Here is a 25,423-nt window from a genome sequence, read left to right as displayed (position 1 = left end):
GCCGCCCTCGAACCAGCGTGTGGCTTACTGGTTGTTGACCGGCGACTCCGGATCCAGCAGGTAAGCCATGAGATGGCTGATCTGCTCGTCGCTCAGGAGCTGGTGACGGTCGGAGTTGAACCGCGGCATCTGGGTGCACGGGAAGTACTGGTGAGGATTGGAAATCACCTCGTGCACGTAGTTCAGCACCGCTTCGCTGGTACCACGGTTGGCACCGTAGTTCTGCAGGCTCGGGCCGATGGTCCCCTGGTCGGAAACCCGCGGGTCGAACACGTGGCAGTTGTAGCAGTTGCCACCCGCCTCGCGCTGATCGTGGTTGTCGGTGCGATGGCCCTGGCGGTAGCCATAACCGGAATTCGCCAGTTCGGCACCCTTGCGCCAGTCACCCAGCTCCACGCCGCCTTCCGGACGCTCGTAGCCGGCACGCGCCATGGCCACGACACGGCCGGCGGTTTCGCCATCCGGATCGCCTTCCATAGAGCAGGCCTTCTGCAGCTCGTCCTGGGTCATGCGATCACGCCAGGAACCGCCTTCCTGCATCTCCTGGTCACGGAAGCTGTCCGTCTCGAAGATGAGATGCTCGGCCAGCTCGTCCGCGCTCATCGCGGTGATGTCGACATCCGAACCCTTGCTTCCATCGGCAACGGCGCAACCAGCGGCGAGGGCGACGGATGCGAACGCGGCCATGCCGGCCGCAACAGCATTCTTTTTAAACATACTTGGTGTCTCCTATTGCGTCCGTAGATTACCGCTTCAGGTCAGGCAGGATGGCCGGTTCGCCACGCGCCGCGTCGTTCCAGAACGAGATCAGGGCGGTGTTGACCGGGGTATCGTGCTTGATACCTGCGTGACGCATCTGCCACACGCAACCACGGATACGGTGGTTCTGGCTACGCACGTTGTCGTGGCCGGCGCGGTGAGCGGGCCAGGACACAGCCTTGGACCATTCCGGACCGGTACCTACATGCGGAAGCACGGAAGCACGGATCTGCTTGCCCACGTCGCCATGGCAGCTGGCGCAGTTGAAGTCCATCGCGCCGCCGCGGCGGTAGAACAGCTTCTCGCCCGCATCACGCATGGCCTGCTCTTCCGGGTGCTCCAGCGACGGGTTCCACGCCATGCCGGAGGACTGGTGGGCAATGAAGGTGGTCAGCTTCATGATGTCGGAGCCGTTGCCGTGGCGCTGGCCAACGGCGGCGTCATCACTGGTGAAGCCCTGCAGTTCCTTCATGCAGTGCACCAGGCGCATTTCGAAGTCCATCACCTTGCCGGTATCTTCGAAGTAGCGCGGCAGTTCGACATAGGCGCCGTCCAGCTCGCCCGGGCCCTTGCCGAAATCGCAGCCTTCCAGGGAGACGTTGTTCGGGCCACGCTGGGCGTAGAACAGGTCCTCGCCTTCCTCGACCAGCCACAGGGCCGGGTTGTCCGGCATCATCATGATGTTCATCTCACTCTGATGCAGGTAGGCGGAGTCTGGGTTGTTCTGCAGCAGGTTCTGCAGGACATCGTTGGGGTCTTGCCATTCGCCGGCCTGAGCCGCAGCCCCAACAGCCATTGCTACGGGCAACGCAAGCAATGCTTTCTTGAACATGGAAACCTCCATCACACGGGTTTTTTTTCGATTGAGCCCGGGACTGATCTGGCCCGGACCTGTGTAGCAGAGTGCTGAACCCGAGTCCGTGCTGTCAACACAAAAGACTATATTAGCGTTTGCTAAAAGGCTGTTTTGCAACGGTTCTTGGGGATCAACACCGAGGGGCAGACGATGGTTTTCCCTTTATTATTCCCCCCCTTTCCAGATTTTTTTCAGGCGCCGTTCAGGCGCGCCCTGAGCGACAAACCCCTGATGTCGCGGGCGAATATCCGGGGGCCATGACCAGCCCGAGCACAGCGGGCTAACGCAGCCTCCACGGAATAGCGGGCTAGAACGAGAAAAGCACCCAACGCGGGTGCGAGTACGGGGAGGGAGCGGCGAGCTGCGAACAAACTGCCCGAGGGTCAATCGCGACCCAGAACACCCTCATGGACCAGCAGCAGGCGTTTCACCTGGGCCAGCTCGCCCACCTGGTCGCCGGCGTAACCGCCGACATCGCTGGAGGTACGAAAACGCGAGGAGACCACGCGGTGGCAGGGGATGAACAAGGGCCAGGGGTTGGCACGACAGGCCTGCCCCACCGCACGGGGCGCAGAACCCACGCGGGTCGCGATCTCGGAGTACGTGCGCACCTCGCCCACCGGGATCTCCGACAACGCGGCCCACACCCGGCGCGCATGGGCGCTGCCGGGGGGTACAGCCGACGTCGGGCGCCAGGCCGTGGCGTCACGACCGTAGCGGTCCGGGTCAAAGCGCGGCGCCTGGAGATCCGCGCTCGGGATATCCACCAACGGCACCAGGTCCTCGGGATCGTCCGGATCCTGCCAGTCGCAGGCCAGGACTTCGCCATCGGCGGATTCCAGCCACACAAAAGCCAGCGCGACTCCGGGGAGGAGGCAGCGCTGGCTGCGGGTCATCGGACCTGCCGACATCGAATAGTGAAACGCCAGGGGTGGCCGGGGTTCGGCCATGCGCCGAACCCCCTCCGGTCGCGTTACTTCGCGGCCTTGACGTCTTCCTTGATGCGGGCGGCCTTGCCGGTCCGGTCGCGCAGGTAGTACAGCTTGGAACGACGCACCTTGCCGCGGCGCTTCACCTTGATCTCGGCGATCTGTGGGCTGTGGGTCTGGAAGGTACGCTCCACGCCGTTGCCGTAGGAGACCTTGCGCAGGGTGAAGGCGGAGTTGAGGCCGCGGTTGCGCACGGCGATCACCGCGCCCTCGAAGGCCTGCAGACGCTCGCGGTCGCCTTCGCGAACCTTGACCTGCACCACCAAGGTATCGCCGGGCCCGAAGGCGGGCACATCCGACTTCATCTGCTCGGCTTCCAGTTCCTGAATGACGTTATTCATTGCTCGACCTCAATCATCGCTTTCGGTGCGCGAGCCGCCGGTATGGCCACTCGCACGGTATTCGTCCAACAGGGCCGCATCTTCGGCCCCGAGTTCCAGCCGGGCCAGCAGGTCCGGCCGCCGGGCCCAGGTCCTGCCCAGTGCCTCGCGGCGGCGCCAGCGCCGGATCGCGCCATGATCGCCCCCCTTCAGGACCGGCGGCACGGTACGCCCGGCGACCGTCTCCGGGCGCGTGTAGTGCGGGCAATCCAGAAGCCCCGCACTGAACGAGTCCTGCTCGGCGGAGTCCGCATGCCCCAGAACCCCGGGTAGCAGGCGGGCACAGCCATCGATCACCGCCATCGCCGCAAGTTCGCCGCCCGAGAGCACGAAGTCGCCCAGCGACCACTCTGCGTCGACCTGCGCCTCGATAAAGCGCTCGTCGATACCCTCGTAGCGCCCGCAGACCAAGGCGACCCGCGGCCGCCCGGCGAGTTCACGCAGCATCGCCTGCCGGATCGGCTGCCCCTGCGGGGTCAGTGCGATCACGTACGGCGTGGCTTCGGCATCCGCCCGCGCCGCATTCAGCGCGGACGCCAGCGGCGCGTATTGCATCACCATGCCGGGACCCCCGCCATATGGCCGGTCGTCCACTGCCTGGTGAACACCGGCGCCCCAGGCACGCGGATTCCAGTATCTCAGTTCCAGCTGACCGCGCTCCTCGGCCCGCCCGGTCACTCCGGATTCGCCAACCGCTGCGACCAGCTCCGGAAACAGCGAGATGACGTCGAAACGCATCCGCGCCGCTTCAGAATTCCGGGTCCCAGTCGACCCGCACGCGGCGGGCCTCCAGATCCACGTCCAGCACGTACTGGTCGCGAACCCAGGGGATCAGGCGTTCCCGATCCCCCTGGACTACCAGCACGTCGTTGGCACCGGTCTCGATAAAACCCGAGATGGTTCCCAACACCGCGCCGTCGTTGTTCTCGACCGCCATGCCCAGAAGATCGGCCCAGTAGTAGGCGCCATCCTCGGCCGGTGGCAACCAGGCGCGCTCGATCGCGAGTTCGGCACCAATCAACCGGTGCGCCCCATCGCGATCCGCGGCTTCGTGAAACTTCATCACGACGCCCTGGCCATGGCCGCGGCCGCCCTCGACTTCAACCAGGCGCCAATCACTCCCGTGCTGCATCCACAGCTGCGGGAATTCGGTAATCGCGGCGCGCGGCGCGGTCTCGGAAAAGACCCGCACCCAACCCTTGACGCCATAGACCCCGGACACACGCCCGACGCGGATACGCTCATCCGCCTCATTCATGACCGCAGCCAAGCGTCAGTACAACGGCCGGGCGCCCTCAGGCCGCCGCGGACTGCTGCTGCTTGCGGTAACCCTTGACCAGGTGATTCACACGCTCGGACATGCCGGCGCCGTGACCCAGCCAGTGGTCCACGCGCTCCAGATCGATGCGCAGCGGTTCTTCCTGACCGCGGGCCACCGGGTTGAAGAAACCGATCTGCTCCTTGTAGCCGCTATCGCGACGAGCGCGGGAATCGGTAACCACGATCGAATAAAACGGGCGCTTCTTGGCGCCGCGGCGTAGCAGGCGAATCGTAACCATGTAGTGTTGAACCCCGTGAGTCCGTTTTCTCGAGAAAACGCGCGATTATAACGAATTCGACCGACAACACAAGGGAGAGCTCATGTCTCCCTTGTGCGCCAGGCCGCCGCTCGCACGTGCTTTAGGTAGTTTCTGCTAGCGAAACGGCATCCCGCCGCCGGGGCCACCCATGCCCCCCATGCCGCCCATCTTGCTCCCCAGGGCCCGCATCATCTTCGATGCACCGCCCTTGGAGAATTTCTTCATCGCCTTGCTCATTTGGGTGTGTTGCTTGAGCAGACGATTCACATCCTGAATCTGGGTGCCGGAACCGGCGGCAATACGGCGCTTGCGCGAGCCCTTGATCACCTCCGGGTGACGGCGCTCGCGCTCGGTCATCGACGAGATCACCGCCATCATGCGACCGATCTCCTTGTCGTTGGCCTGATTCTTCACCGCATCCGGCAGCTTGCCACCGCCGGGGAGCTTCTCGAGCATGGAGCTCATGCCGCCCATCTTCTGCATCTGGCCCAGCTGGTCGCGCAGGTCGTTCAGGTCGAAGCCGCGCCCCTTCTTCAACTTGCGGGTCAGCTTCTCGGCCTGATCCTGGTCGACCTGGCGACTGGCCTCCTCGACCAGCGACAGCACGTCGCCCTTGCCGAGGATGCGCGAGGCGATGCGCTCGGGGTGGAACGGCTCCAGGGCATCCGGGCGTTCGCCCATGCCAATGAACTTGATCGGCACGCCGGTGATCTGGCGCACCGAGAGGGCCGCACCCCCACGGGCATCGCCGTCCGCCTTGGTCAGCACCACGCCGGTCAGCGGCAGCGCCTCGCCGAAGGCGCGTGCGGTGTTCGCCGCATCCTGCCCGGTCATGGAATCGACCACGAACAGGGTCTCGATCGGGTCGATCGCCTGATGCAGGGCCTGGACCTCGGCCATCATGTCCTCGTCGACATGCAGGCGGCCCGCGGTATCCACCAGCAGGACTTCGATGCCCTCGCGGCGGGCGCGGGCGACCGCATCCCTGGCGATCGCCTCGGGCTTCTGGCTGGTGTCGCTGGGATAGAACGTGACTTCGACCTGGCCGGCCAGGGTTTCCAACTGCTGGATTGCCGCCGGACGATAGACGTCACAACTGACCACTGCGACCTTTTTCTTCTCGCGCTCGCGCAACAGGCGCGCGAGCTTGCCGATACTGGTGGTCTTGCCGGCGCCCTGGAGGCCGGCCACCAGCACCACGGCGGGCGGCTGCTGCGCCAGGTTCAGCGTGGCATTCTCGCCACCCATCGTGGCGATCAGTTCGTCATGGACGACCTTGATCAGGGCCTGGCCGGGGGTCAGGCTGCCAATGACCTCCTTGCCCAGCGCCTTTTCCTTGACGTCCTTGATGAACTCGCGCACCACCGGCAGGGCCACGTCGGCCTCCAGCAGCGCCATGCGCACCTCGCGCATGGCCTCCTGGACATTATCCTCCGTGAGCCGCGCCTGACCCTTCAGGCGCTTCATGGTCTCCTGCAGGCGGCTGGAAAGGCCGTCGAACATCACGCGTCCTCGTCTGAATCAGCGGTGGTCGGCGCACATCCACCGACCACGGGACCACACAGTATACCGCTCTCGCGCTCCGGGATGCAGGCCCACCGCCGGGCAACCGGTCGAGAGATCACAGCGGGGCACCCGAACTGGCGCCGGAACGGCCGTCACCATGTGCAATCCGCCCGCGGAGCGGCGATAATCCGGCGTCATGATCATTGCCATCGGACTCCTCGCCGTCGCGCTGTATCTCGTCACCGCGGGCTACCTGGTTGTCACCGCCCGCCGGCAGCCGCTGACACAGGGCCAGCCGCGGGCGCCCCTGGCCCTGTGGGGGCTCGCGCTGCTCGCCCACCTGGGCGCATTGCTGCCGATGGTGCTGACCGATACGGGACTCAACCTGTGCCTGGGCAATGCGCTGTCGGCCTCGCTGTGGCTGGTGGCCGCACTGCTGTGGCTCACGAGCTGGCGCCACCCCCTGGCCATCCTCGGGGTCGTGATCCTGCCGCTGACCGCGCTGGCCGCCCTCACCGCTCTCCTGTGTGACGGCGATACGCGCTATACCACCTCGGCCGGGATCGATCTGCACATCCTGTTCTCGGCACTGGGCTGGGCGTTCCTCGCGCTGTCCACCGCACAGGCGGCGGTGATGGCCGCCCAGCACCGGGCCCTGCACAACCATCACGCCTCGGGCTTCGTGCGTGCCCTGCCGCCGTTGTTCTCGATGGAGGTGTGGCTGTTCCGGATGATCTTCATCGGCTGGCTGTTCCTCGGGCTCAGCCTGCTGTCCGGGTTGCTGTTCGTGGACAACCTGTTTGCCCAGCACCTGGTCCACAAGACCACACTGTCGATCCTGGCCTGGCTGATCTTCTCCACCCTGCTGATTGGCCGCTGGCGTCTTGGCTGGCGCGGCACCCGCGCGCTGGCCTGGACCACCGGCGGCTTTGTCGTGCTGGTGCTGGCCTATTTCGGCTCCAAGCTGGTGCTGGAAGTCATCCTCGGACGCATCTGAACGCGGTAACCACGGCTTGACACCCCCGTGGGCCTTGCCTGAAATGATCCCGAGCATGCAGCCCCGCCCGTCCGCCCACCCCTGACCGCAGGCCGCACCCTTGCAAGAGATCCCGCTGTACGTCCTGTTCGGCGCCCTGGTGGTGCTGTTCCTGCTGTCGGCGTTCTTCTCCGGCTCGGAGACGGCGTTGATGGCGCTGAACCGCTATCGCATGCGCCACCGCGCGCAGACCGGCCATCGCGGCGCCCAGCGCGCCGCGCGGCTGCTGGAGAAACCGGATCGACTGATCGGACTGATCCTGCTGGGCAATAATTTCGTCAACATCATGATCGCGCAGATCGCCACCTTCATCGGGTGGCGCCTGTTCGGCGATACCGGCGTGGCCATCGCCACCGGCGTGCTGACCCTGACCCTGCTGATCTTCGCCGAGACCGCACCGAAGACCCTCGCCGCGCTGCACAGCGAACGCGTGGCCTACCCCGCCGCCTGGGTCTACTCTGGACTGATCAAGGTGATGTGGCCGGTGGTCTGGATGATCAACCTGATGGCGAACGGCGTGCTGCGCCTGTTCGGCGTCCATATGAATGCCGACCAGCGCGCCGCACTGAACACCGATGAACTCCGCAGCGTGGTCTCCGAGGCCGGCGCGCTGATCCCGGCCAACCACCAGCGCATGCTGCTGAACCTGCTGGATCTGGAGCGCACCACGGTCGAGGACATCATGATCCCGCGCAACGAGATTGTGGTGATTGACCTGAACGAACCCTGGAACGAGGTCGAGGACCAACTGATCCACGGCAGCTTCACCCGCCTGCCGGTGGTGGAGGGCGAGCTGGACCACATCGTCGGCTTCGTCCATCGCCGCGACGTCCTGCCACTGGTCGAGCGTGACGCGTTCGGCCCCGACGACCTGCGTCAGGTCCTGACCCCGCCCTACTTCATTCCCGAAGGTACGGCGCTCAACCGCCAGCTGATCAACTTCCAGCAACAGAAGAAGCGGATCGGCCTGGTGGTGGACGAGTACGGCGATATCGAGGGGCTGATCACGCTGGAGGACCTGCTGGAGGAGATCGTCGGCGAGTTCACCACCGACTCCCCGGCGATGAGCGACGACCTCCTGCGTCAGGACGACGGCTCGGTCATGGTCGACGGCGGCATTCACCTGCGTGAACTGAACCGGGCCCTGGGCCTGGACCTGCCACAGGACGGCCCGAAGACCCTCAGCGGCCTGATCGTCGAACACCTGGAGAGCATCCCCGAAGCGCCCGTGAGCGTGAAGATCAACGGCGTGGTGATGGACATCGCCCAGATCAAGAACAACACCATCCGCACCGTGCGCGTGGTCGCGCCCGACCTGCCGGAAGCCCCACCGCAGAAGGCCCCCTGATGGCAAAGAGCAAGACCCAGTACGTATGCCAGTCCTGCGGCGCGATCAGCCCCAAGTGGGCCGGCCAGTGCGGCGACTGCGGCGCCTGGAACACCCTGGAGGAGGCCGCTCCGGCGGCCAGCGCCGGCCCGCGCGGCGGGTACGCCGGCGCGGTCGCCGGCATTACCCGCCTGGGCGAGGTCGAGCTGGCCGAGGTCCCGCGCACCAGCACCGGGTTGTCGGAGCTGGATCGCGCCCTGGGGGGCGGCCTGGTCCACGGGTCAGTGGTGCTGCTGGGCGGCGACCCGGGCATCGGCAAGTCCACCCTGCTGCTGCAGACCCTGGCCATGCTGCCCATCGGCGACACGCTCTACGTGACCGGCGAGGAATCGGCCCAGCAAATCGGCATGCGCGCCCGGCGCCTGGGCCTGGAGGTCGACGGGCTGCGCCTGCTGACCGAGACCCAGGTCGAGAACGTGATCGCCACCTGCGAGCGCGAACGCCCGCGTGTGCTGGTGATCGACTCCATCCAGACGCTCTACACCGCTGCGCTGCAGTCCGCCCCCGGCTCGGTCGGCCAGGTGCGCGAAAGCGCCGCGGCCCTGGTGCGCATGGCCAAGCAGCGCGGCATCACCGTGATCCTGGTCGGGCACGTGACCAAGGACGGCCAGCTCGCCGGGCCACGCGTGCTGGAACACATGGTCGATACGGTGCTCTATTTCGAGGGCGACCCGGACGGGCGCTACCGCATGCTGCGGGCGGTGAAGAACCGCTTCGGCGCGGTGAACGAACTGGGCGTGTTCGCGATGCTGGAGAACGGGTTGAAGGCGGTCTCCAACCCTTCCGCGATCTTCCTGTCACGTCACCAGGGGCCGGTCCCCGGCAGCGTCGTCATGGTTACCCGCGAGGGCACGCGCCCGTTGCTGGTCGAGGTGCAGGCGCTGGTCGCCGAGAGCCATGCCTCGCAGCCGCGGCGGATCACCGTCGGGCTGGAGCAGAACCGGCTGACCATGCTCCTGGCCGTGCTGCATCGCCACGGCGGCGTGGCCCTGTTCGACCAGGACGTGTTCATCAACGTGGTGGGCGGCGTGCGCGTAACCGAGACTGCCGCCGACCTGCCGATGCTCGCCGCCGCGCTGTCGAGCTACCGCGATCGCGCCCTGCCGCAGGAGCTCCTGGCGTTCGGCGAGGTCGGCCTGGCCGGCGAAATCCGCCCGGTCCCGAACGGCGAGGAACGCCTGCGCGAGGCGGCCAAGCATGGCTACACCCGCGCCATCGCGCCAGCCGCCAACGCCCCACGCAAGCCGATCAAGGGAATGGAAATCATCCCCGTCTCGCGCCTCTCCGAAGTCCTCGACGCCCTGTAGCGCCTGCCGCCCGTCAGGTGTTGGCCCGGCCGGGTTGGCCAACCGCGGTTACGATGCCTACGACCCGCTGCCTGCCCGGTTGTGGCTAGCCCTGGTTCGGCATCCAGTGTTTACGTGCCTTCGTCCGGCCGCCTGCCACGCGCTCTCTCGCGAGCGCACCGCGAGGTACTTTCTTGCTTGCCCAAGAAAGCACCCAAAGAAGGGCACCCGGATTCCGCCCAGGAACCTCGCTCCGGACGCGCTGGGCCGGCGGCGCTGAACTCGCTACGCCTGCGGCTTCGCTCAGACATCCAGCGCCTTCTTCCGGCCCATCACGCCCTCCGCGAGGGGCTCCATACGGGAGGGGAAGGTCAAAACAGACCGTATCCCGTAGGGTGCGGTTGAGCGCAGCGAAACGCACCATACCCCACGTCGTGCGAAACCCTGATGCGATTCGCTGCGCTCATCCGCATCCTACGCCCCGCCGGCGCCCGCTCTGCGGGCGCGGCACGCCATGGCCAAAGGCCGAGCGTGCCGAAGATGCTCGAAGACCTAGCCATCATCCGCTGGCAAGAACGCTGGGGTAGCCGTTGTTTGGACCTACCTCCCCGTTGTCGTCGCGCCGAGTGGAGAGGCTTTTCGCGGGAGAAAAGGCACTGGATGTCTGAGCCAAGCGCAGCGTAGCGAGTTCAGCGCCGCCCGCGAAAAGCCTCGGAGCGAGGGAAACCCCGGCCCGCGCAGCGGGCCGGGGTCGCGGCAGTCGGGCGTGTTTCTTGGGTACTTCTTTGCACGAGCAAAGAAGTACCTCGCGGTGCGCTCGCGAGTGAGCGCGTGGCAGGCGGCCGGACGAAGGCACGTAAACACCGGATGACGAACCAGGACCAGCCTCAAGACGGCCGGCAAAGCTCAGGCACAAAAAAAGGCGCCCGGGGGCGCCTTTCGATATGCGGAAGAACGCGGCGTTAGTTGATGGCGTCGAGATCGGCGGCCAGCGACTCGCGGGTGCCTTCGGCGACCGCGTCCAGCCGGTGGGTGTAGTTCTCGTGCTCCACACCCATGGCAATGGCCGCACCCGACTTCGCCGCCGCGACCATCTCCGGCGTCAACTCGAAGCGCAGGAAGTGCACCGACGAGGTCTTGTCGTCCGTCTCGCGCTCGAGGTCCTCGTTCGCGATCGGGTAGACCTTGTCATGCCCTTCGACCTGCACATAAGTCTTGCGCTCGATCCCGATCAGCTTGGACAGCTGCACCTTGCGCTCGTCCACGTCCGGATACTCGACCATCATGGTCGCCTTCCAGTTGGAGCCGTCCGGGATCAAGGGGTTGTAGGAATCCAGCTCTTCCTGGATGCCCTCGGCGTCGAAGATCTTCTCGACCCGCAGCATCTCCTGGATCTGGTACTGCATCGTCTTGCGATCCTCGAAGTGCAGGCTCACGGCCGGGCCCACCTGCACGACGCGATTGCGTTTGTGCTGCATCACCTCGGCGCGGAACTGGGGCCGCATCTCGTGGTACTTCTCCAGCGAATACAGGTCTTCACGACTCAGCTTGTCCACACTTGCCTCCATCTTCATCTCGATACCTCCTTCGCGCCGGACGGGTCCGTCAGGATCAGCACATCTCAGTGATCGTGATGCCCCGTCTTCGTGTAGTCCTTGTCGGACCAGAGGTTGTCTTTCAGTTCGTGATCGAACACCGGGTTATGCCGACGGATCCATTCCAGCACCATCGCGGCGTGCTCGATCTCCTCGTCGCGGTTGTGCGCGAGGATCGCCTTGAGCTCTTCGTCCTTGCAGCCGTCGATGCGCTGCTGGTACCAGTCCACCGCCTCAAGTTCTTCCATCAACGAGACGATCGCGCGATGCATCTCGCGCGACTCGTCGCTCAGTTCCTCGACCGGTTCGTGGTAGCTGTCACTCGCCATGGACTCTCTCCGTTCGCGGGCGTTCGTTCACGCCCTTGCTGGTCCTGATATACCGCCCGGCAGCCTTACAGGCCATACGCCTGGCGCAGAAGGGTTAGCGGATGCTCGGGCGCCTTGTCCTCGCCCTTGCCCTGCAGCCCGTTCTCGATCATGTGGCCGGCCATCGGGCAATCGCTCGAGTAGTGGTCGGACTCGGCCTTCTGCACGCGGCTGACCACCGGACGGCAGATCTTGGATGCCGTCTCGTAGAATTCGCTTTTCACCCCGTAGGTACCGTCGTGTCCGGAGCAGCGCTCGATCACGTCGATCTCGGTCTCCGGCACCAGTTTGAGCAGATCACGGGTCTTCAGACCCATGTTCTGCACCCGCAGGTGGCAGGCGGCGTGGTAGGCGATCTTGCCGAGCTTCTCGGGGAAATCGGTATTCAGCTTGCCGTCCTTGTGCCGCTCCATCAGGTACTCGAACGGGTCGAAGATGCGGTCGCGCACCGCGATCACATCGGCGTCGTCCGGGAACATCAGCGGCAGTTCCTGCTTGAACATCAGCACGCAGGACGGCACCGGGGCCACGATGTCATAGCCCTGGTCGATCATGCGCTTCATTGCCGGGATGTTGGCGTCCTTGGAGGCCTCCACCGACTTCAGGTCGCCCAGCTCCAGCTTGGGCATGCCGCAGCACTGTTCCTTCTCGACCAGGGTGACCTCGATACCGTTGTGCTCGAAGACCTTGACCAGGTCCTCGACCAGATGCGGCTCGTTGTAGTTGCCGTAGCAGGTCGCGTAGAGGGCGACCTTGCCCTGGGTGGCACCGGCCGGCTCGGGGTTGCTGACACCCTTCGCGGTCTTGGCAACACGCGAGCGGCCCTTGCTGGAGTGGTACTCGGGGACCGGGGCGTCCGGGTGCACGCCCATGGTCTTGTCCAGCATCTTGCGCACCGCGCCATTCTTGTTCGCGGCATTGACCGCGCCGGCCACCACCGGGATGCCCGCCAGCTTGCCGACCATGTCCGTGCTGGACATCAGCTTGTGCGAGGTCTTGGCGCCCTCGTTCTGGAAACGGAAGGCCTTGGCCCGAAGCATCAGGTGCGGGAAGTCCACATTCCATTCGTGCGGCGGCACATAGGGGCACTTGGTCAGGTAGCACAGATCACACAGGTAGCAGTGATCGACGACCTGCCAGTAATCCTTCTTGTCGACCCCGTCGACCTCCAGGGTCTCGGATTCGTCGACCAGGTCGAACAGGGTGGGGAAGGAGTTGCACAGGCTTACGCAACGACGGCAGCCGTGACAGATATCAAAGACCCGTTCCAGTTCGCTGAACAGCGATTCCTCGTTGTAGAACTCCGGGTTCTTCCAGTCCAGCGGATGACGGGTCGGGGCTTCGAGACTTCCTTCACGTTGGTGCGTCGGCGCAGACATGCATCCCTCCGGTGTCCGTATCAGTACGATGCTTCGAGGGAAACACGGAACAGCATGCGAGGTGAACTGCATTCAGCCACGCCACAGGCTGTTCCGTATCTCCCGGAAAACGGGGCCGGCGGACCGGCCCCGTGTACTTCCAGCACTGCGAGACGATCAGTCGTCCAGCTGGTCCAGCGCCTTCTGGAAGCGGTTGGCGTGGGAACGCTCCGCCTTGGCGAGGGTTTCGAACCAGTCGGCGACTTCGTCGAAGCCCTCGTCGCGGGCGGTCTTGGCCATGCCCGGGTACATGTCGGTGTACTCGTGGGTCTCGCCGGCGACGGCGGTCTTCAGGTTGGCGGAGGTGGGGCCGAACTCCAGGCCGGTGGCCGGATCGCCGCAGCTCTCGAGGTACTCGAGGTGACCGTGGGCGTGGCCGGTTTCACCTTCCGCGGTGGAACGGAACACGGTGGCGACGTCGTTGTAGCCTTCCACGTCGGCCTTGGAAGCGAAGTACAGGTAACGGCGGTTGGCCATCGATTCGCCGGCAAAGGCCTCTTTCAGGGCTTCTTCGGTCTTGCTGCCTTTCAGGTCCATGGTGCTCTCCTTCTCTCTGGATAAGTTCTACACAACCACAGGAATGCCTGTGCAGACGGTTGTTTAGACTCGGTCTAAACCGTACGAAAACTCTAGTCGGCACCCGGTTCAGTGTCAACCGGGAGACCTCCGGATTATGGGGGCGGTGGCGCCATAAACAAGGGCTGCCGTGCGCCACGCCTTTCCTCGCCGCAGCGGATCGGATACTTTCTCACCTTTTCGACCCGGTAATCCATCATGACCGACTCGCCCAGCGCCGACAGCCCGGCGGAATTCGAAGCCAGCCTGGAGGCCCTGGAGGCCCTGGTCGCCCGGATGGAGTCCGGCGAGCTCGGCCTGGAGCAGTCGCTGGGCGAATTCCAGCGTGGCATGGAACTGGTCAACCGCTGCCAGCTGGCGCTCGACGATGCCCAGCGCCGGATCGAGGCACTGGCCCAGGAAGCACCTTCCAGCACCACTGCCCAGAATGACCACCACGCAAGCACCCATGTTCCCCGGACACCGGAGCCGCACGACACGACGGACCCCGATGTCCCGTTCTAGCGAGCCGCCATTGACCGCCACCGACCCCGAGCAGGCCCTGAACGAATACCAGCATCGCATCGAGGCCGTCCTCGACCGCCACCTGGGCACGGACGGCGCCCCCGACGCCTGCCTGATCGAGGCGATGCGCTACGCCACGCTGTCCGGCGGCAAGCGCCTGCGCCCGGTCCTGGTCTACGCGGCCGGGCGCACGACCGGCGCCCCGGAACCGGCGCTGGATGCGATGGCCGCAGCAGTGGAGATGATCCACGTCTATTCGCTGATCCACGATGACCTTCCGGCGATGGACGATGACGACCTGCGTCGCGGCCGCCCGACCTGCCACAAGGCCTTCGACGAGGCGACCGCCATCCTCGCCGGGGATGCCTTGCAGGCCCTGGCCTTCGACATCCTCACCGATGGCGTCGCGGAGCTCCCCGCGCCGACCGGGCTGAACGCGGTGCGCGAGCTCGCGAGCGCCGCCGGTCTGCACGGCATGGCCGGCGGCCAGGCGATCGACCTCGGGGCCTGCGGCCAGCCCATCGATCTGCCGGAGCTAGAGCGCATGCACCGGCTGAAGACCGGCGCCCTGATCCGCGCCTCGGTGCGGCTGGGGGCGCTGGCCGGCACGCCCGACCCCGACGCCCTGGAGCGCCTGACACGCTACGCCGAATGCATCGGCCTGGCCTTCCAGATCCGTGACGACGTCCTCGACGTGGAAGGCGACCCCGAGATCCTGGGCAAGGCCTGTGGCGCGGATGCCCGCCTGCACAAGCCCACCTTCCCCTCGCTGCAGGGCCTGGAGGCCTCGCGCGAGCGGGCGGTGGCCCTGGTCGACGAGGCACTGACCGAGCTGCAACCCTTCGGTCAGGAGGCGGACTTGCTTCGCTTCCTGGCGCGGTACATCGTCGATCGCATGAATTGAACCGGCCCGCCTAGATGACCCCCACACCCCTGCTGGATGCAATCGAATGGCCCGCCGACCTGCGGGAACGCCCGGCCTCGGACCTCACCGGGGTGGCCGACGAACTGCGTCAATTCCTGATCGAGAGCGTCTCGCGCACCGGCGGCCATCTCGCTGCCAACCTCGGCACGGTGGAACTCGCGATCGCGCTGCACTACGCGTTCAACACCCCCGACGACCGCATCGTCTGGGACGTCGGCCATCAGGCCTACGCCCACAAGATCCTGACCGGACGCCGGGCCGACATGGCCCGTCTGCGCCAGTACGGGGGCCTGGCCGGCTTCCCCAAGCGCGCGGAGAGCGAATACGACGCCTTCGGGGCCGGTCACTCCAGCACCTCCATCAGCGCCGCGGCCGGCATGGCCCTGGCGGCGAAGCACGCCGGGCTGGACCGGCGCCACGTGGCGGTGATCGGCGACGGCGCGATGACCGCGGGCATGGCGTTCGAGGCGCTGAACCACATCGGCGATCTCGACTGCAACCTGCTGGTGATCCTGAACGACAACGATATGTCGATCTCGCCCAATGTCGGCGCGCTCAATCAGTACTTCACCCGACTGCTGTCCGGCCCGCTATACAGCTCGATGCGCGAGGGCTCCAAGCGCATGCTGGAGTTCGTCCCGCCGATGAAGGCCTTCGCCCAGCGCGCCGAGGAACACATGAAGGGCATGTTCGTGCCCGGCACGCTGTTCGAGGAACTGGGCTTTCGCTACTTCGGCCCGGTGGACGGCCACGACGTGAACGGGCTGGTCTCGATCCTGAAGAACCTGCGCGGCACCCACGGGCCGCAGCTGCTGCACGTGGTTACCCGCAAGGGCCAGGGCTATGCACCGGCGGAGGAAGACCCCTGCCGCTACCACGGCGTGTCCAAGTTCGAGCCGGAAAACGGCCTCGCCCCGTCCGCCCCGAAGGCCCCGACCTACACCGACATCTTCAGCCAATGGCTGTGCGACCAGGCCACGGCCGACAATCGCCTGCTGGGTATCACCCCGGCCATGCGCGAGGGTTCCGGCCTGGTCGCGTTCTCCGAACAATTCCCACAGCGCTATTTCGACGTCGGGATCGCCGAGCAGCATGCCGTCACCCTGGCCGCGGGCATGGCCTGCGAGGGCCAGAAGCCCGTGGTTGCGATCTACTCGACCTTCCTGCAGCGCGCCATGGATCAGGTGATCCACGACGTCGCACTGCAGAATCTGCCGGTGCTGTTCGCCGTGGATCGTGCCGGGATCGTCGGCGCCGATGGCCCGACCCATGCCGGCACCTTCGACACCGCCCTGCTGCGCACGGTCCCCAACCTGCTGCTGATGGCACCCGCCAACGAGCGCGAGTGTCGCCAGATGCTGTCCACAGGCTTCGCCCACGACGGCCCGGCGGCGGTGCGCTATCCGCGCGGTGGCGGGCCAGGCGAACTGCCGGAGGGCGGCAGCGAGGATCTGGAAACACTGCCGGTCGGGCGCGCCGAGGTCGTGCGCGAGGGCCGGGGTCTGGCCATCCTCAGCTTCGGCGCGCTGCTGGAGACCGCCCTGGCGGCCGGCGAGGCGCTGGATGCCACCGTGGTCAACATGCGCTTCATCAAGCCCCTGGATACGGCGCTGCTGGCGCAACTGGCCGCCAGCCACCAGGGCTTCGTGACGCTGGAGGATCATGCGCGCGCCGGTGGTGCCGGCAGCGCAGTACTGGAGTGGCTCTCGGCCGAAGGGCTGACCCGGCCCTGCCAGGTACTGGGCATCCCGGATGCCTTCACCGAGCATGGCTCGCGCGAGCAGATCCTCGCCGATTGCGGCCTCGACACGGCCGCCGTACTGGCCGCGATTCGCCACGCCTTCGGGCTGGAGAATTGCGCGGACGACGGCAGCCGGATAGGCTTCGCGGGCTAATCAAAACCCGGCCGCCATGGCCGCTCGCCCGGAAAACGATCATGAGTGCCCGTTACACCCTTCGCGTCCTGACCGACTTTGCCTCCGCGCATACCCTGCGCGATTACCCGGGGCAGTGCGCGAACATGCACGGGCACAACTGGAAGGTGGAGGCCGAGGTCCAAGCCGAGACCCTGGACGATTCCGGCATGGCGGTGGACTTCAAGGTGGTCAAGACCGCCGCGCGCGAGATCGCCGGGCAGCTGGATCACCGCTACCTGAACGACGTCCCGCCGTTCGACACGGTCAACCCCACGGCCGAGAACATTGCCCAGTGGTTCTACCGGGAAATGGCCGGACGCCTGAACCGCCCGGGCCTGCGCATGCACGCGCTGACCCTGTGGGAGACCGACCGCGCCTGCGTGCGCTACAGCGAAGACGGCTGAGCCCATTCCTCGCAACTGGCACCGTCATTGCGAGGAGCCGAAGGCGACGCGGCAACCTCCATCCGGAACCACCAGATCCTGGCTCGTTGCCAGCTTCAGGAGGTCGCCACGTCGCTTCGCTCCTCGCGATGACGCTGCGCGCGATAACCAAAGTCCGGCCGCTGTGGGGCCTCGCAATGACGGTGCCAGGTGCCCGCTCCGCTATTAGACCTGCGCGTGCCTTACCCGCCGACTACAAGTGATTCGAAGCGTAGTCCGCCAGCCGTGAGCGCTCCCCGCGTGTCAGCGTGATGTGGCCGCTGTGGGTCCAGTTGCGGAACCGGTCCACCACATAGGTCAGTCCGCTGGAAGTCTCGGTCAGGTACGGGGTGTCGATCTGCGCGATATTCCCCAGCGCGACCACCTTGGTCCCCGGTCCGGCACGAGTGATCAGGGTCTTCATCTGCTTGGAGGTCAGGTTCTGCGCCTCGTCAAGGATGATGTAGCGGTTGAGGAAGGTGCGCCCGCGCATGAAGTTCAGCGAGCGGATCTTGATGCGGCTGGTCAGGACGTCGTTGGTGGCCATGCGCCCCCAGTCCCCGGCGCCCTCGGACTTGGCCAGCACCTCGAGGTTGTCCATCAGCGCTCCCATCCACGGGGTCATCTTTTCCTCTTCGGTCCCGGGCAGGAAGCCGATATCCTCGCCCACCGGGACCGTGACCCGGGTCATGATGATCTCCTTGTAGGTGTTGTCCTCCAGCGTCTGCGCGAGCCCGGCGGCCAGGGTCAGCAGGGTCTTGCCGGTGCCGGCGGCCCCCAGCAGGGAGACGAAGTCCACCTCCGGGTCCATCAGCAGATTCAGGGCGTAGTTCTGCTCGCGATTGCGGGCGTTGATGCCCCAGACGCTGTGGCGCGGGGTCATGTAGTCGTCGACCAGCTCGATTACCGCGGATTCGTTCGGCTGGTCGATCTCCAGCACGATCGCGGACAGCGGGTTCTCGCCCTCGCGGTAGACGAACTGGTTGGGCTGCCACTCGGCCACCAGCGGGCCGGTCACGCGATAGTAGGTCCGGCCGGACTCCTGCCAGGAGTCCATCCTGGCGCCGTGGGTCTCCCAGAAGTCCGCTGGCAGTTCGGTCATGCCGGAGAACAGCAGGCTGACGTCGTCCAGCACCTGGTCGTTGTAGTAGTCCTCCGCGTGCAGGCCGATCACCGCGGCCTTGATACGCAGGTTGATGTCCTTGGATACCAGCGTCACCGGGGTGTCGGGATACTCGGTCTTCAGCGCCTGGGCAGTGGCGAGGATGTCATTGTCGGCCGAGGTGCCCGGCAGCGAGGCCGGCAGGCTGGAGGACAGGTTGCGGGTCTGAAAGAACAGGCGCCCGGTGGGCGCGAACGTCGACTCGCTGAGCGAATCCGCCTGAAGCGGCAACCCGGCGGCGATCTGCTCGTGCTGGGCGCCGGTGGTGAGCTCGTCAATGAAGCGCGAGACCTGGCGTACGTTGCGCGCGACTTCGGAAACCCCCTTCTTGCCACGGTCGAGCTCCTCGAGCACGACCATGGGCAGGAAGATGTCGTGTTCCTTGAAGCGGAACAGCGCCGTGGGGTCGTGCATCAGGACATTGGTGTCCAGGACGAGCAGGCGTTTCGGATCCTGGGCGGTCGCGTTCATGACACCTCCGTGGCGAAGTGGGGGAAGAGGGGCTCAGCTCCCTGCGAGTTCGCGCACCGCGGCGAGAACCTCGTCCACATGGCCCGGCACCTTCACCTTGCGCCACTCCTTGCGCAACACGCCATCGGCATCGATCACGAACGTGGAGCGCTCGATACCACGCACCTGCTTGCCGTACATGTTCTTCATCTTGATGACATCGAAGGCGTCGCACAGGGTCTCGTCGCCATCGCTCAACAGATCGAAGGGCAACTCCTGCTTGGCGCGGAAGTTCTCGTGGCTCTTCACGCTGTCGCGCGAGACACCGAGGATCACTGCACCGGCGGCGTCAAAGGCGGCCTGGTTGGCAGCAAAGTCGCGGCTCTCGTTGGTGCAGCCGGGGGTACTGTCCTTGGGGTAAAAATACAGGACCACGATGCGGCCCCTGAAGTCGGCCGGTCCCAGCGTCTGGTCGCCGGTCGCCGGCACACGCAGGTCCTCGGGTACCCGCTGGTCGATTGCGATGCTCATCAGGCGTTGCTCCTTGAGTAGAGGGTCTCAAAGCGTAAGACCGCGGACGCCACGCGAGCCCGGCCGGTTCAGGCCTTGATCGGGTCCAGCACGCCGTCCACGTTCAGTTCGTCACAGAAATCCATGAACTCGCCGCGCAGGGTGGCCAGGTGCTGCCCTGCGGGGATATCCACGACCATGTTGGCCGCAAACATGCGCGCCCCAGTCTGCTGGGCAATGTACACCCGGGTCTGGACGTCGCGCAGGTTCACTCCACGGCTGGTAAAGAAATCGGCCAGGGCATTCAGCAGGCCCGGGGTGTCCAGGGCTACTGCATCCACGGCATAGGGCATGGCGGCCTCGGGGCGTTCCTCCAGCGGGCCGCGACGGGCCACCACGACCAGCCCCATCTCCGCCTCCAGGCGCTGCAGGCGGGACTCCAGGGTGCCCAGGGTCTTCCAGTTGCCACTGGCGCTAAGCGCCATGCAGCAGTAGCCACCCACGACCGTGATGCGACTGGATTCGAGATTGCAGCCGGTATCGGCGATCACGCGGGTCACGCTGGACACCAGACCGGGCTGATCGGGCCCGATCAGGTTAAGGATCAAGTGGGTGTGGGTGCCCGCGCCAACCACCTCAGCCATGCGGCACCCGCCGGCTGCGCGCGAGGCAAGGGACGGGCAAGCACCCGGGGGGGCTCTGCGTGAAAGCGGCAACAGGCATGATGGCTCGCAACATACCACCTTGCCCCGGCGGCGCCAACGCAGCCGGGCGACTTGATCCGCGTGTCTCCCCGCCAGGGGAGGCGACCGGGTGCACGAAAGACGAGGTGCGGCGAACACCCGGCCGAAGGAATCTTGAATGCCCTGTCACCCGCCCGTTAGACTGCACCATTACCGTTGTTGGAGGAGTCGATGTTTCAAGGCAGCATGGTCGCACTGGCGACCCCGATGCACGCGGACGGCAGCCTGGACTGGCCGGCCCTGGATCGGCTCCTGGAATTCCACATCGAGGCCGGCACCGATGCCATTGTTGCCGTCGGCACCACCGGCGAATCCGCGACCCTCGATTTCGACGAGCACTGCGAGGCCATCGCCCACACGGTGAAGACCGTCGCGGGGCGCCTGCCGGTGATCGCGGGTACCGGCGCGAACTCCACGCGCGAGGCCATCGCCCTGACCCGCTGCGCCAAGGAAGGCGGCGCGGATGCCTGCCTGCTGGTCTCCCCCTACTACAACAAGCCGACCCAGGAAGGCCTTTACCTGCACCACAAGGCCATTGCGGAAGCGGTGGACATCCCGCAGATCCTGTACAACGTGCCTGGCCGCACCGCAGTGGATCTGTTGCCGGAGACGGTGGAGCGTCTGGCCGACATCCCGAACATCATCGGGATCAAGGAAGCCTCGGCCAGTAACGAACGCACCGCCGAGCTGGTCGCCCGTGTCGGCAACCGCTTGGACCTCTACAGTGGGGATGACGGCAACGGGCTGGCCTTTCTGCTCGCGGGCGGCCACGGGGTTATCTCTGTCACCGCCAACGTCGCACCGCAACTGATGGCCGCCATGTGCCGCGCCGTGCGCGAAGGCCGCCCCGACGAGGCGCGCGAGATCAATCGCCAGTTGGACGGGCTGCATTCAGCCCTGTTCCTCGAGGCCAACCCGATTCCGGTCAAATGGGCGCTGCAACGCATGGGCCTCATGGAGGAAGGCATCCGCCTGCCTCTGACTCCGTTGTCCGAACCCTTCCATGCGCCGGTCCTGGACGCGATGCGCCAGGCCGGCATAGAGGTCTGATCCCCGACATGAAACAGTCTGCCAAGCTCCACCGTCACGCGACCCGCACCGCCCTGGCCCTGGCTACGGGCCTGGCCATCGCCGGGTGCTCGACCTCCGGCGACCGCCAGTCCGGCCCCGAGTACGAAATGAGTCGGCAGATGGACAACCTCGAGGTCCCACCGGACCTGATCGCGCCCGACAGCGAACGCGCCTACCGTATTCCGGACGCCCCGGGCGAACGGATCAGCGCCCGCGAGATGCAGCAGGACTCCGCGGCCCGCCAGCAGCAGCGCCAGCCCGCCGGGGCAACCGCGCCGGTCCGCAGCGATGCCCGGGTGCTTCCGGAATCGACCGAGATCCAGCTGATGCGCGAAGGCAGCGTCCGCTGGCTGAGTGTCGAGGTGGCCCCGGAGGATCTCTGGGATCGCCTGACCGCATTCTGGGACAGTCAGAACCTGCGCCTGGAGCGCAACGAACCCCAGGTCGGCGTCATGGAGACCGAATGGGCCGAAGACCGCGCCGGGATTCCGCTGCGGGGCACACAGAACATCTTCGCCCGTGCGCTGGGTAACGTGTACGACGCCAACACGCGTGACCAATACCGCCTGCGCGTCGAACGCGACAATGGCCGCTCAGCCATCTACATCTCGCACCGAAGGGCCACCGAAGAACCCGAGGGCGAGACCTGGCGCTGGGCAATGCGCCCGTCCGATCCCGAACTCGAGGCCGAAATGCTTAATCGCCTGCGTGTCTACCTCGCCACGGGCGAGACCCCCGAGGGCGGCACCCGGGTAGCCGAGACCATTGGCGACCGTCCGACCGAGCTGCACCAGACGCAACACGAAGGCCACCCGGTACTGGTGACGGGCAGCGACTTCAACCGCATGTGGTCGCAGATGGGCACCTACCTGGATCGCGCCGGCCTCCTGGTGGACGAGCAAGACCGCAATACGGGGACCTTCGAGGTGACCTATCGCCCCGACATGGTCGGCGAGAGCGAACGCGGCGGCTTCTTCAGTCGGATCTTCGGGCGCGGCGGTGATCGTCGCGAGAACGAGCGTTATCAGATTCGCCTGACCGACATCGGCGACGGCGATCTGCGAATCGAGGCGCGCGACATCGATGGCGAGCCCCTTGGCCGCCGTGATGCCAAGTTCGTACTGGAGCAGATCGAGCAGCAGATCCTTCGCTAGAACGCGGCGAGCCCAGCCACCATGATCCGCTTCTGCTCCCTGGGCAGCGGGAGTTCCGGCAACGCCCTGGTGGTCGAGATCGGTGCCACTCGCCTGCTGGTGGATTGCGGATTCTCGATGCAGGAGCTGGAACGCCGCCTGTCCCGGGTCGACCTGACCCCACAAGACCTGACGGCCGTCCTGGTGACCCATGAGCACGCCGACCACATCGGCGCCACCGCGCCGCTATCCCGGCGTTACGGCCTCACCGTATTTACCAGCCCCGGCACCCGATTGGCCGCCCGCGACACCGGTTTTGCTCACATCCAGGAGATCCAGGCGGATGCACCGCTGGAGATCGACGACGCCTGGGTGCAACCGTACACGGTGCCGCACGACTCCCGCGAACCCATCCAATTCGCGTTTTCCGACGGCGATCACCGGCTGGTCCTGATGACGGATGCCGGCCACATCTCCCCGCACATGGTCGACGTGGCCAATGCAGCCGACGCCCTGCTACTGGAGTGCAACCACGACCCTGCCATGCTCGCCGCCGGGCGGTACCCGGCATCGCTCAAGCGACGTATTGCGGGCGGTTACGGCCACCTACCGAATCACGCGGCCACCGACCTTCTCCATCGCATCGATCGATCCAGGCTACGCCACGTGATCGGTATGCACCTGTCGAGTGACAACAACCACGAGGCGCTTGCACGCCAAGCGCTCGCCGACGGCCTTGGCTCCTCCCCATCCGACCCCGAGATCGCGAGCCAGGACTACGGCTTCACGTGGCGAACCACGGCTCAAGCCTGACTCCAACTACCGGTCCAACGCCGTGCCCCCGGTCACGTCAGCCCGGCCGCGGCCGCATCTCGAAGGGCTGCGCCAATCAACCGACATGGCGCAGCGCCCCTCCGGCCACCTGACGCTGCGGTCGGAAACCAAGGCCGGCTCTCCAACGCGGTCCCAAGCCCAGTGTGATCAGCGGCGCGACTCCCGAAGGAAATACAGGCCCCCGATCACGAAGGCCACGCCAATGACTGTTGCCACCGGCCCGCCAAACCCGGAACCCTCCCGCGGCGCAATGGGCGTGAAAGCCAACTGTCCGCCGAAAATCGCATAGAGTCCAATTCCGAGCAGGACCAGCCCTACCAGGACCAACCCACCGTCCGTCCGCTTCTGTCTCATCCCAGCCTCCGTCTCGGCACCTGCGTCCCTTTCAAACCGGCCTAGGGCCGCAGCAGCAGACTTCACCGTCCGCACACGGTGCCTGACTAACACGCATAAAAAAAGCCCGGCCCCCAAACAGGGGACCGGGCTTCGGATTAATGCCTGGCGGTGACCTACTCTCACATGGGGAGACCCCACACTACCATCGGCGCAGAGCAGTTTCACTTCCGAGTTCGGGATGGGATCGGGTGGTTCCTACTCGCTATTGCCGCCAGACAAACTGGCTAGACCACGCGGACTGTTCCGCGCCATCTAAATTCGGAATGCATTCTAGGCTTGTGTACGTAGCGATGTGTCAAGCGAGACCACCAACACTTTGGGTGTTATATGGTCAAGCCTCACGGGCAATTAGTACTGGTTAGCTACACGCGTTACCGCGCTTCAACACCCAGCCTATCAACGTTGTAGTCTTCAACGGCCCTACAGGGACCTCGAGGGTCCAGGGAGATATCATCTTCAGGTGGGTTTCCCGCTTAGATGCTTTCAGCGGTTATCCCTTCCGCACTTAGCTACCCGGCAATGCCACTGGCGTGACAACCGGAACACCAGAGGTGCGTCCATCCCGGTCCTCTCGTACTAAGGACAGATCCTGTCAAATCTCCGACGCCCACGGCAGATAGGGACCGAACTGTCTCACGACGTTCTAAACCCAGCTCGCGTACCACTTTAAATGGCGAACAGCCATACCCTTGGGACCTGCTTCAGCCCCAGGATGTGATGAGCCGACATCGAGGTGCCAAACACTGCCGTCGATATGGACTCTTGGGCAGTATCAGCCTGTTATCCCCGGAGTACCTTTTATCCGTTGAGCGATGGCCCTTCCATACAGAACCACCGGATCACTAAGACCTGCTTTCGCACCTGCTCGACGTGTCTGTCTCGCAGTTAAGCACCCTTATGCCTTTGCACTCGTCGCGCGATTTCCGACCGCGCTGAGGGTACCTTCGCACTCCTCCGTTACTCTTTGGGAGGAGACCGCCCCAGTCAAACTACCCACCACACACGGTCCCCGACCTGGATAACAGGCCTGGGTTAGAACTCCAAAATTGCCAGGGTGGTATTTCAAGGATGGCTCCGCCGAGACTGGCGTCCCGGTTTCAAAGCCTCCCACCTATCCTACACAAACAAGTTCAAAGTTCAGTGTGAAGCTGTAGTAAAGGTTCACGGGGTCTTTCCGTCTAGCCGCGGGTACACAGCATCTTCACTGCGATTTCAATTTCACTGAGTCTCGGGTGGAGACAGCGCCGCCATCGTTACGCCATTCGTGCAGGTCGGAACTTACCCGACAAGGAATTTCGCTACCTTAGGACCGTTATAGTTACGGCCGCCGTTTACCGGGGCTTCGATCAAGAGCTTCTCCGAAGATAACCCCATCAATTAACCTTCCGGCACCGGGCAGGCGTCACACCCTATACGTCCTCTTTCGAGTTTGCAGAGTGCTGTGTTTTTAATAAACAGTCGCAGCGGCCTGGTCTCTGCGACCTCGGCCAGCTCAGGGAGCAAGTCCCATCACCAGCCGAGGCGTACCTTCTCCCGAAGTTACGGTACCATTTTGCCTAGTTCCTTCACCCGAGTTCTCTCAAGCGCCTTGGGATTCTCACCCTGCCCACCTGTGTCGGTT

At 65.3% G+C, this 25,423-nt stretch carries 26 protein-coding genes, 2 rRNA genes and 1 pseudogene (1 of these 29 cut by a window edge); 10 read left to right on the top strand and 19 right to left on the bottom strand.

The genetic code is table 11. From position 1 onward, the window contains the following. Window positions 1–24: 24 nt before the first annotated feature. From soxX to ffh, 8 genes are all read right to left on the bottom strand, one after another. Window positions 25–717, bottom strand: a complete 693-nt coding sequence (gene soxX / locus D575_RS0107610; RefSeq protein ID WP_018145321.1) for a sulfur oxidation c-type cytochrome SoxX — start codon at window positions 715–717, stop codon at window positions 25–27. A gap of 28 nt (window positions 718–745) precedes the next feature. Next, a complete protein-coding gene (gene soxA / locus D575_RS0107605; RefSeq protein WP_018145320.1) occupies window positions 746–1,555 on the bottom strand; it encodes a sulfur oxidation c-type cytochrome SoxA in 810 nt (269 codons plus the stop codon). A 443-nt stretch (window positions 1,556–1,998) separates the two neighbouring features. Then, complete coding sequence (locus tag D575_RS0107600; RefSeq protein ID WP_018145319.1) at window positions 1,999–2,565, bottom strand: methylated-DNA--[protein]-cysteine S-methyltransferase; 567 nt, start codon at window positions 2,563–2,565, stop codon at window positions 1,999–2,001. Window positions 2,566–2,588: 23 nt separating this feature from the next. Continuing rightward, entirely contained in the window at window positions 2,589–2,945 is a 357-nt protein-coding gene (rplS, locus tag D575_RS0107595; protein WP_018145318.1) for a 50S ribosomal protein L19, read from the bottom strand. 9 nt (window positions 2,946–2,954) lie between these two features. Continuing rightward, complete coding sequence (trmD, locus tag D575_RS0107590) at window positions 2,955–3,722, bottom strand: tRNA (guanosine(37)-N1)-methyltransferase TrmD (protein WP_018145317.1); 768 nt, start codon at window positions 3,720–3,722, stop codon at window positions 2,955–2,957. A 10-nt stretch (window positions 3,723–3,732) separates the two neighbouring features. Beyond that, window positions 3,733–4,242: a ribosome maturation factor RimM gene (rimM, locus tag D575_RS0107585; RefSeq protein WP_018145316.1), complete on the bottom strand. Its 510-nt coding sequence runs from the start codon at window positions 4,240–4,242 to the stop codon at window positions 3,733–3,735. 37 nt (window positions 4,243–4,279) lie between these two features. Further along, window positions 4,280–4,543, bottom strand: a complete 264-nt coding sequence (gene rpsP / locus D575_RS0107580; protein ID WP_018145315.1) for a 30S ribosomal protein S16 — start codon at window positions 4,541–4,543, stop codon at window positions 4,280–4,282. 135 nt (window positions 4,544–4,678) lie between these two features. Beyond that, the gene (ffh, locus tag D575_RS0107575; RefSeq protein ID WP_018145314.1) at window positions 4,679–6,067 is read right to left on the bottom strand and encodes a signal recognition particle protein; all 1,389 of its coding nucleotides are present in this window, start codon (window positions 6,065–6,067) and stop codon (window positions 4,679–4,681) included. 199 nt (window positions 6,068–6,266) lie between these two features. Between ffh and D575_RS0107570 the strand changes: the two genes are divergently transcribed. The 3 genes from D575_RS0107570 (at window position 6,267) to radA (ending at window position 9,800) form a co-directional block, all read left to right on the top strand. After that, entirely contained in the window at window positions 6,267–7,067 is an 801-nt protein-coding gene (locus tag D575_RS0107570) for an inner membrane protein YpjD (protein WP_018145313.1), read from the top strand. Between the two features lie 100 nt (window positions 7,068–7,167). Further along, window positions 7,168–8,454, top strand: a complete 1,287-nt coding sequence (locus D575_RS0107565; protein ID WP_018145312.1) for an HlyC/CorC family transporter — start codon at window positions 7,168–7,170, stop codon at window positions 8,452–8,454. Then, the gene (gene radA, locus D575_RS0107560) at window positions 8,454–9,800 is read left to right on the top strand and encodes a DNA repair protein RadA (RefSeq protein WP_018145311.1); all 1,347 of its coding nucleotides are present in this window, start codon (window positions 8,454–8,456) and stop codon (window positions 9,798–9,800) included. The genes D575_RS0107565 and radA overlap by 1 nt, the downstream gene beginning before the upstream one ends. A gap of 282 nt (window positions 9,801–10,082) precedes the next feature. Here the strand turns inward: radA and D575_RS14535 are convergent. The 5 genes and pseudogenes from D575_RS14535 to D575_RS0107540 all read right to left on the bottom strand — a co-directional run bounded on the left by D575_RS14535 (window position 10,083) and on the right by D575_RS0107540 (window position 13,697). Then, window positions 10,083–10,342: pseudogene (locus D575_RS14535) on the bottom strand (hypothetical protein). Window positions 10,343–10,741: 399 nt separating this feature from the next. Next, window positions 10,742–11,353 carry a DUF3501 family protein gene (locus D575_RS0107555; protein ID WP_018145310.1) on the bottom strand — a complete coding sequence of 204 codons (612 nt, stop codon included), beginning with the start codon at window positions 11,351–11,353 and terminating at the stop codon, window positions 10,742–10,744. 47 nt (window positions 11,354–11,400) lie between these two features. Further along, window positions 11,401–11,703 (bottom strand): encapsulin-associated ferritin-like protein, encoded by a 303-nt coding sequence (locus D575_RS0107550; RefSeq protein ID WP_017940767.1) that lies wholly within the window; start codon window positions 11,701–11,703, stop codon window positions 11,401–11,403. A 65-nt stretch (window positions 11,704–11,768) separates the two neighbouring features. Further along, window positions 11,769–13,121 (bottom strand): heterodisulfide reductase-related iron-sulfur binding cluster, encoded by a 1,353-nt coding sequence (locus D575_RS0107545; RefSeq protein WP_018145309.1) that lies wholly within the window; start codon window positions 13,119–13,121, stop codon window positions 11,769–11,771. A 156-nt stretch (window positions 13,122–13,277) separates the two neighbouring features. Then, the gene (locus D575_RS0107540) at window positions 13,278–13,697 is read right to left on the bottom strand and encodes a rubrerythrin family protein (RefSeq protein WP_018145308.1); all 420 of its coding nucleotides are present in this window, start codon (window positions 13,695–13,697) and stop codon (window positions 13,278–13,280) included. A 237-nt stretch (window positions 13,698–13,934) separates the two neighbouring features. Here D575_RS0107540 and D575_RS0107535 point away from each other — a divergent pair, with 237 nt between their 5' ends. Genes D575_RS0107535 through queD form a run of 4 tightly spaced genes read left to right on the top strand, consistent with a single transcriptional unit; the run spans window position 13,935 to window position 17,485 of the window. Continuing rightward, complete coding sequence (locus tag D575_RS0107535; RefSeq protein ID WP_018145307.1) at window positions 13,935–14,240, top strand: exodeoxyribonuclease VII small subunit; 306 nt, start codon at window positions 13,935–13,937, stop codon at window positions 14,238–14,240. Between the two features lie 10 nt (window positions 14,241–14,250). Then, on the top strand, window positions 14,251–15,144 hold the full coding sequence (gene ispA / locus D575_RS0107530) for a (2E,6E)-farnesyl diphosphate synthase (RefSeq protein ID WP_018145306.1): 894 nt from the start codon (window positions 14,251–14,253) through the stop codon (window positions 15,142–15,144). Window positions 15,145–15,158: 14 nt separating this feature from the next. Next, window positions 15,159–17,060, top strand: a complete 1,902-nt coding sequence (dxs, locus tag D575_RS0107525) for a 1-deoxy-D-xylulose-5-phosphate synthase (protein ID WP_018145305.1) — start codon at window positions 15,159–15,161, stop codon at window positions 17,058–17,060. Window positions 17,061–17,101: 41 nt separating this feature from the next. After that, complete coding sequence (gene queD / locus D575_RS0107520; protein ID WP_018145304.1) at window positions 17,102–17,485, top strand: 6-carboxytetrahydropterin synthase QueD; 384 nt, start codon at window positions 17,102–17,104, stop codon at window positions 17,483–17,485. A gap of 232 nt (window positions 17,486–17,717) precedes the next feature. On the opposite strand, the gene D575_RS0107515 is transcribed toward queD, so the two are convergent. From D575_RS0107515 to D575_RS0107505, 3 genes are all read right to left on the bottom strand, one after another. Further along, entirely contained in the window at window positions 17,718–19,136 is a 1,419-nt protein-coding gene (locus tag D575_RS0107515) for a PhoH family protein (protein WP_018145303.1), read from the bottom strand. Window positions 19,137–19,169: 33 nt separating this feature from the next. Further along, window positions 19,170–19,646, bottom strand: a complete 477-nt coding sequence (locus D575_RS0107510) for a peroxiredoxin (protein ID WP_018145302.1) — start codon at window positions 19,644–19,646, stop codon at window positions 19,170–19,172. A 68-nt stretch (window positions 19,647–19,714) separates the two neighbouring features. Further along, on the bottom strand, window positions 19,715–20,269 hold the full coding sequence (locus D575_RS0107505; protein WP_018145301.1) for a glycine cleavage system protein R: 555 nt from the start codon (window positions 20,267–20,269) through the stop codon (window positions 19,715–19,717). A gap of 270 nt (window positions 20,270–20,539) precedes the next feature. On the opposite strand from D575_RS0107505, the gene dapA reads away from it, so the two are divergent. Genes dapA through D575_RS0107490 form a run of 3 tightly spaced genes read left to right on the top strand, consistent with a single transcriptional unit; the run spans window position 20,540 to window position 23,385 of the window. Then, window positions 20,540–21,418: a 4-hydroxy-tetrahydrodipicolinate synthase gene (gene dapA, locus D575_RS0107500; RefSeq protein WP_018145300.1), complete on the top strand. Its 879-nt coding sequence runs from the start codon at window positions 20,540–20,542 to the stop codon at window positions 21,416–21,418. An 8-nt stretch (window positions 21,419–21,426) separates the two neighbouring features. Continuing rightward, the gene (gene bamC, locus D575_RS0107495) at window positions 21,427–22,593 is read left to right on the top strand and encodes an outer membrane protein assembly factor BamC (protein ID WP_018145299.1); all 1,167 of its coding nucleotides are present in this window, start codon (window positions 21,427–21,429) and stop codon (window positions 22,591–22,593) included. A 21-nt stretch (window positions 22,594–22,614) separates the two neighbouring features. Continuing rightward, window positions 22,615–23,385 (top strand): MBL fold metallo-hydrolase, encoded by a 771-nt coding sequence (locus tag D575_RS0107490; RefSeq protein ID WP_018145298.1) that lies wholly within the window; start codon window positions 22,615–22,617, stop codon window positions 23,383–23,385. A 168-nt stretch (window positions 23,386–23,553) separates the two neighbouring features. Here the strand turns inward: D575_RS0107490 and D575_RS0107485 are convergent, their stop codons facing one another. The 3 genes from D575_RS0107485 to D575_RS0107475 form a co-directional block, all read right to left on the bottom strand. Beyond that, window positions 23,554–23,760, bottom strand: a complete 207-nt coding sequence (locus D575_RS0107485; protein WP_018145297.1) for a hypothetical protein — start codon at window positions 23,758–23,760, stop codon at window positions 23,554–23,556. Between the two features lie 142 nt (window positions 23,761–23,902). Continuing rightward, a 5S ribosomal RNA gene (gene rrf / locus D575_RS0107480) occupies window positions 23,903–24,018 on the bottom strand. A gap of 111 nt (window positions 24,019–24,129) precedes the next feature. Then, window positions 24,130–25,423 (bottom strand): 23S ribosomal RNA (locus D575_RS0107475) (it continues 1,585 nt past the right edge of the window).

Origin of the sequence: Thioalkalivibrio sp. AKL6, assembly GCF_000376905.1 — a bacterium.
GTDB classification, from domain to species: Bacteria; Pseudomonadota; Gammaproteobacteria; order Ectothiorhodospirales; family Ectothiorhodospiraceae; genus Thioalkalivibrio; species Thioalkalivibrio versutus.
Note: the sequence above shows the minus strand (reverse complement) of the source record. Positions and strands in the feature narration are given on the sequence as shown.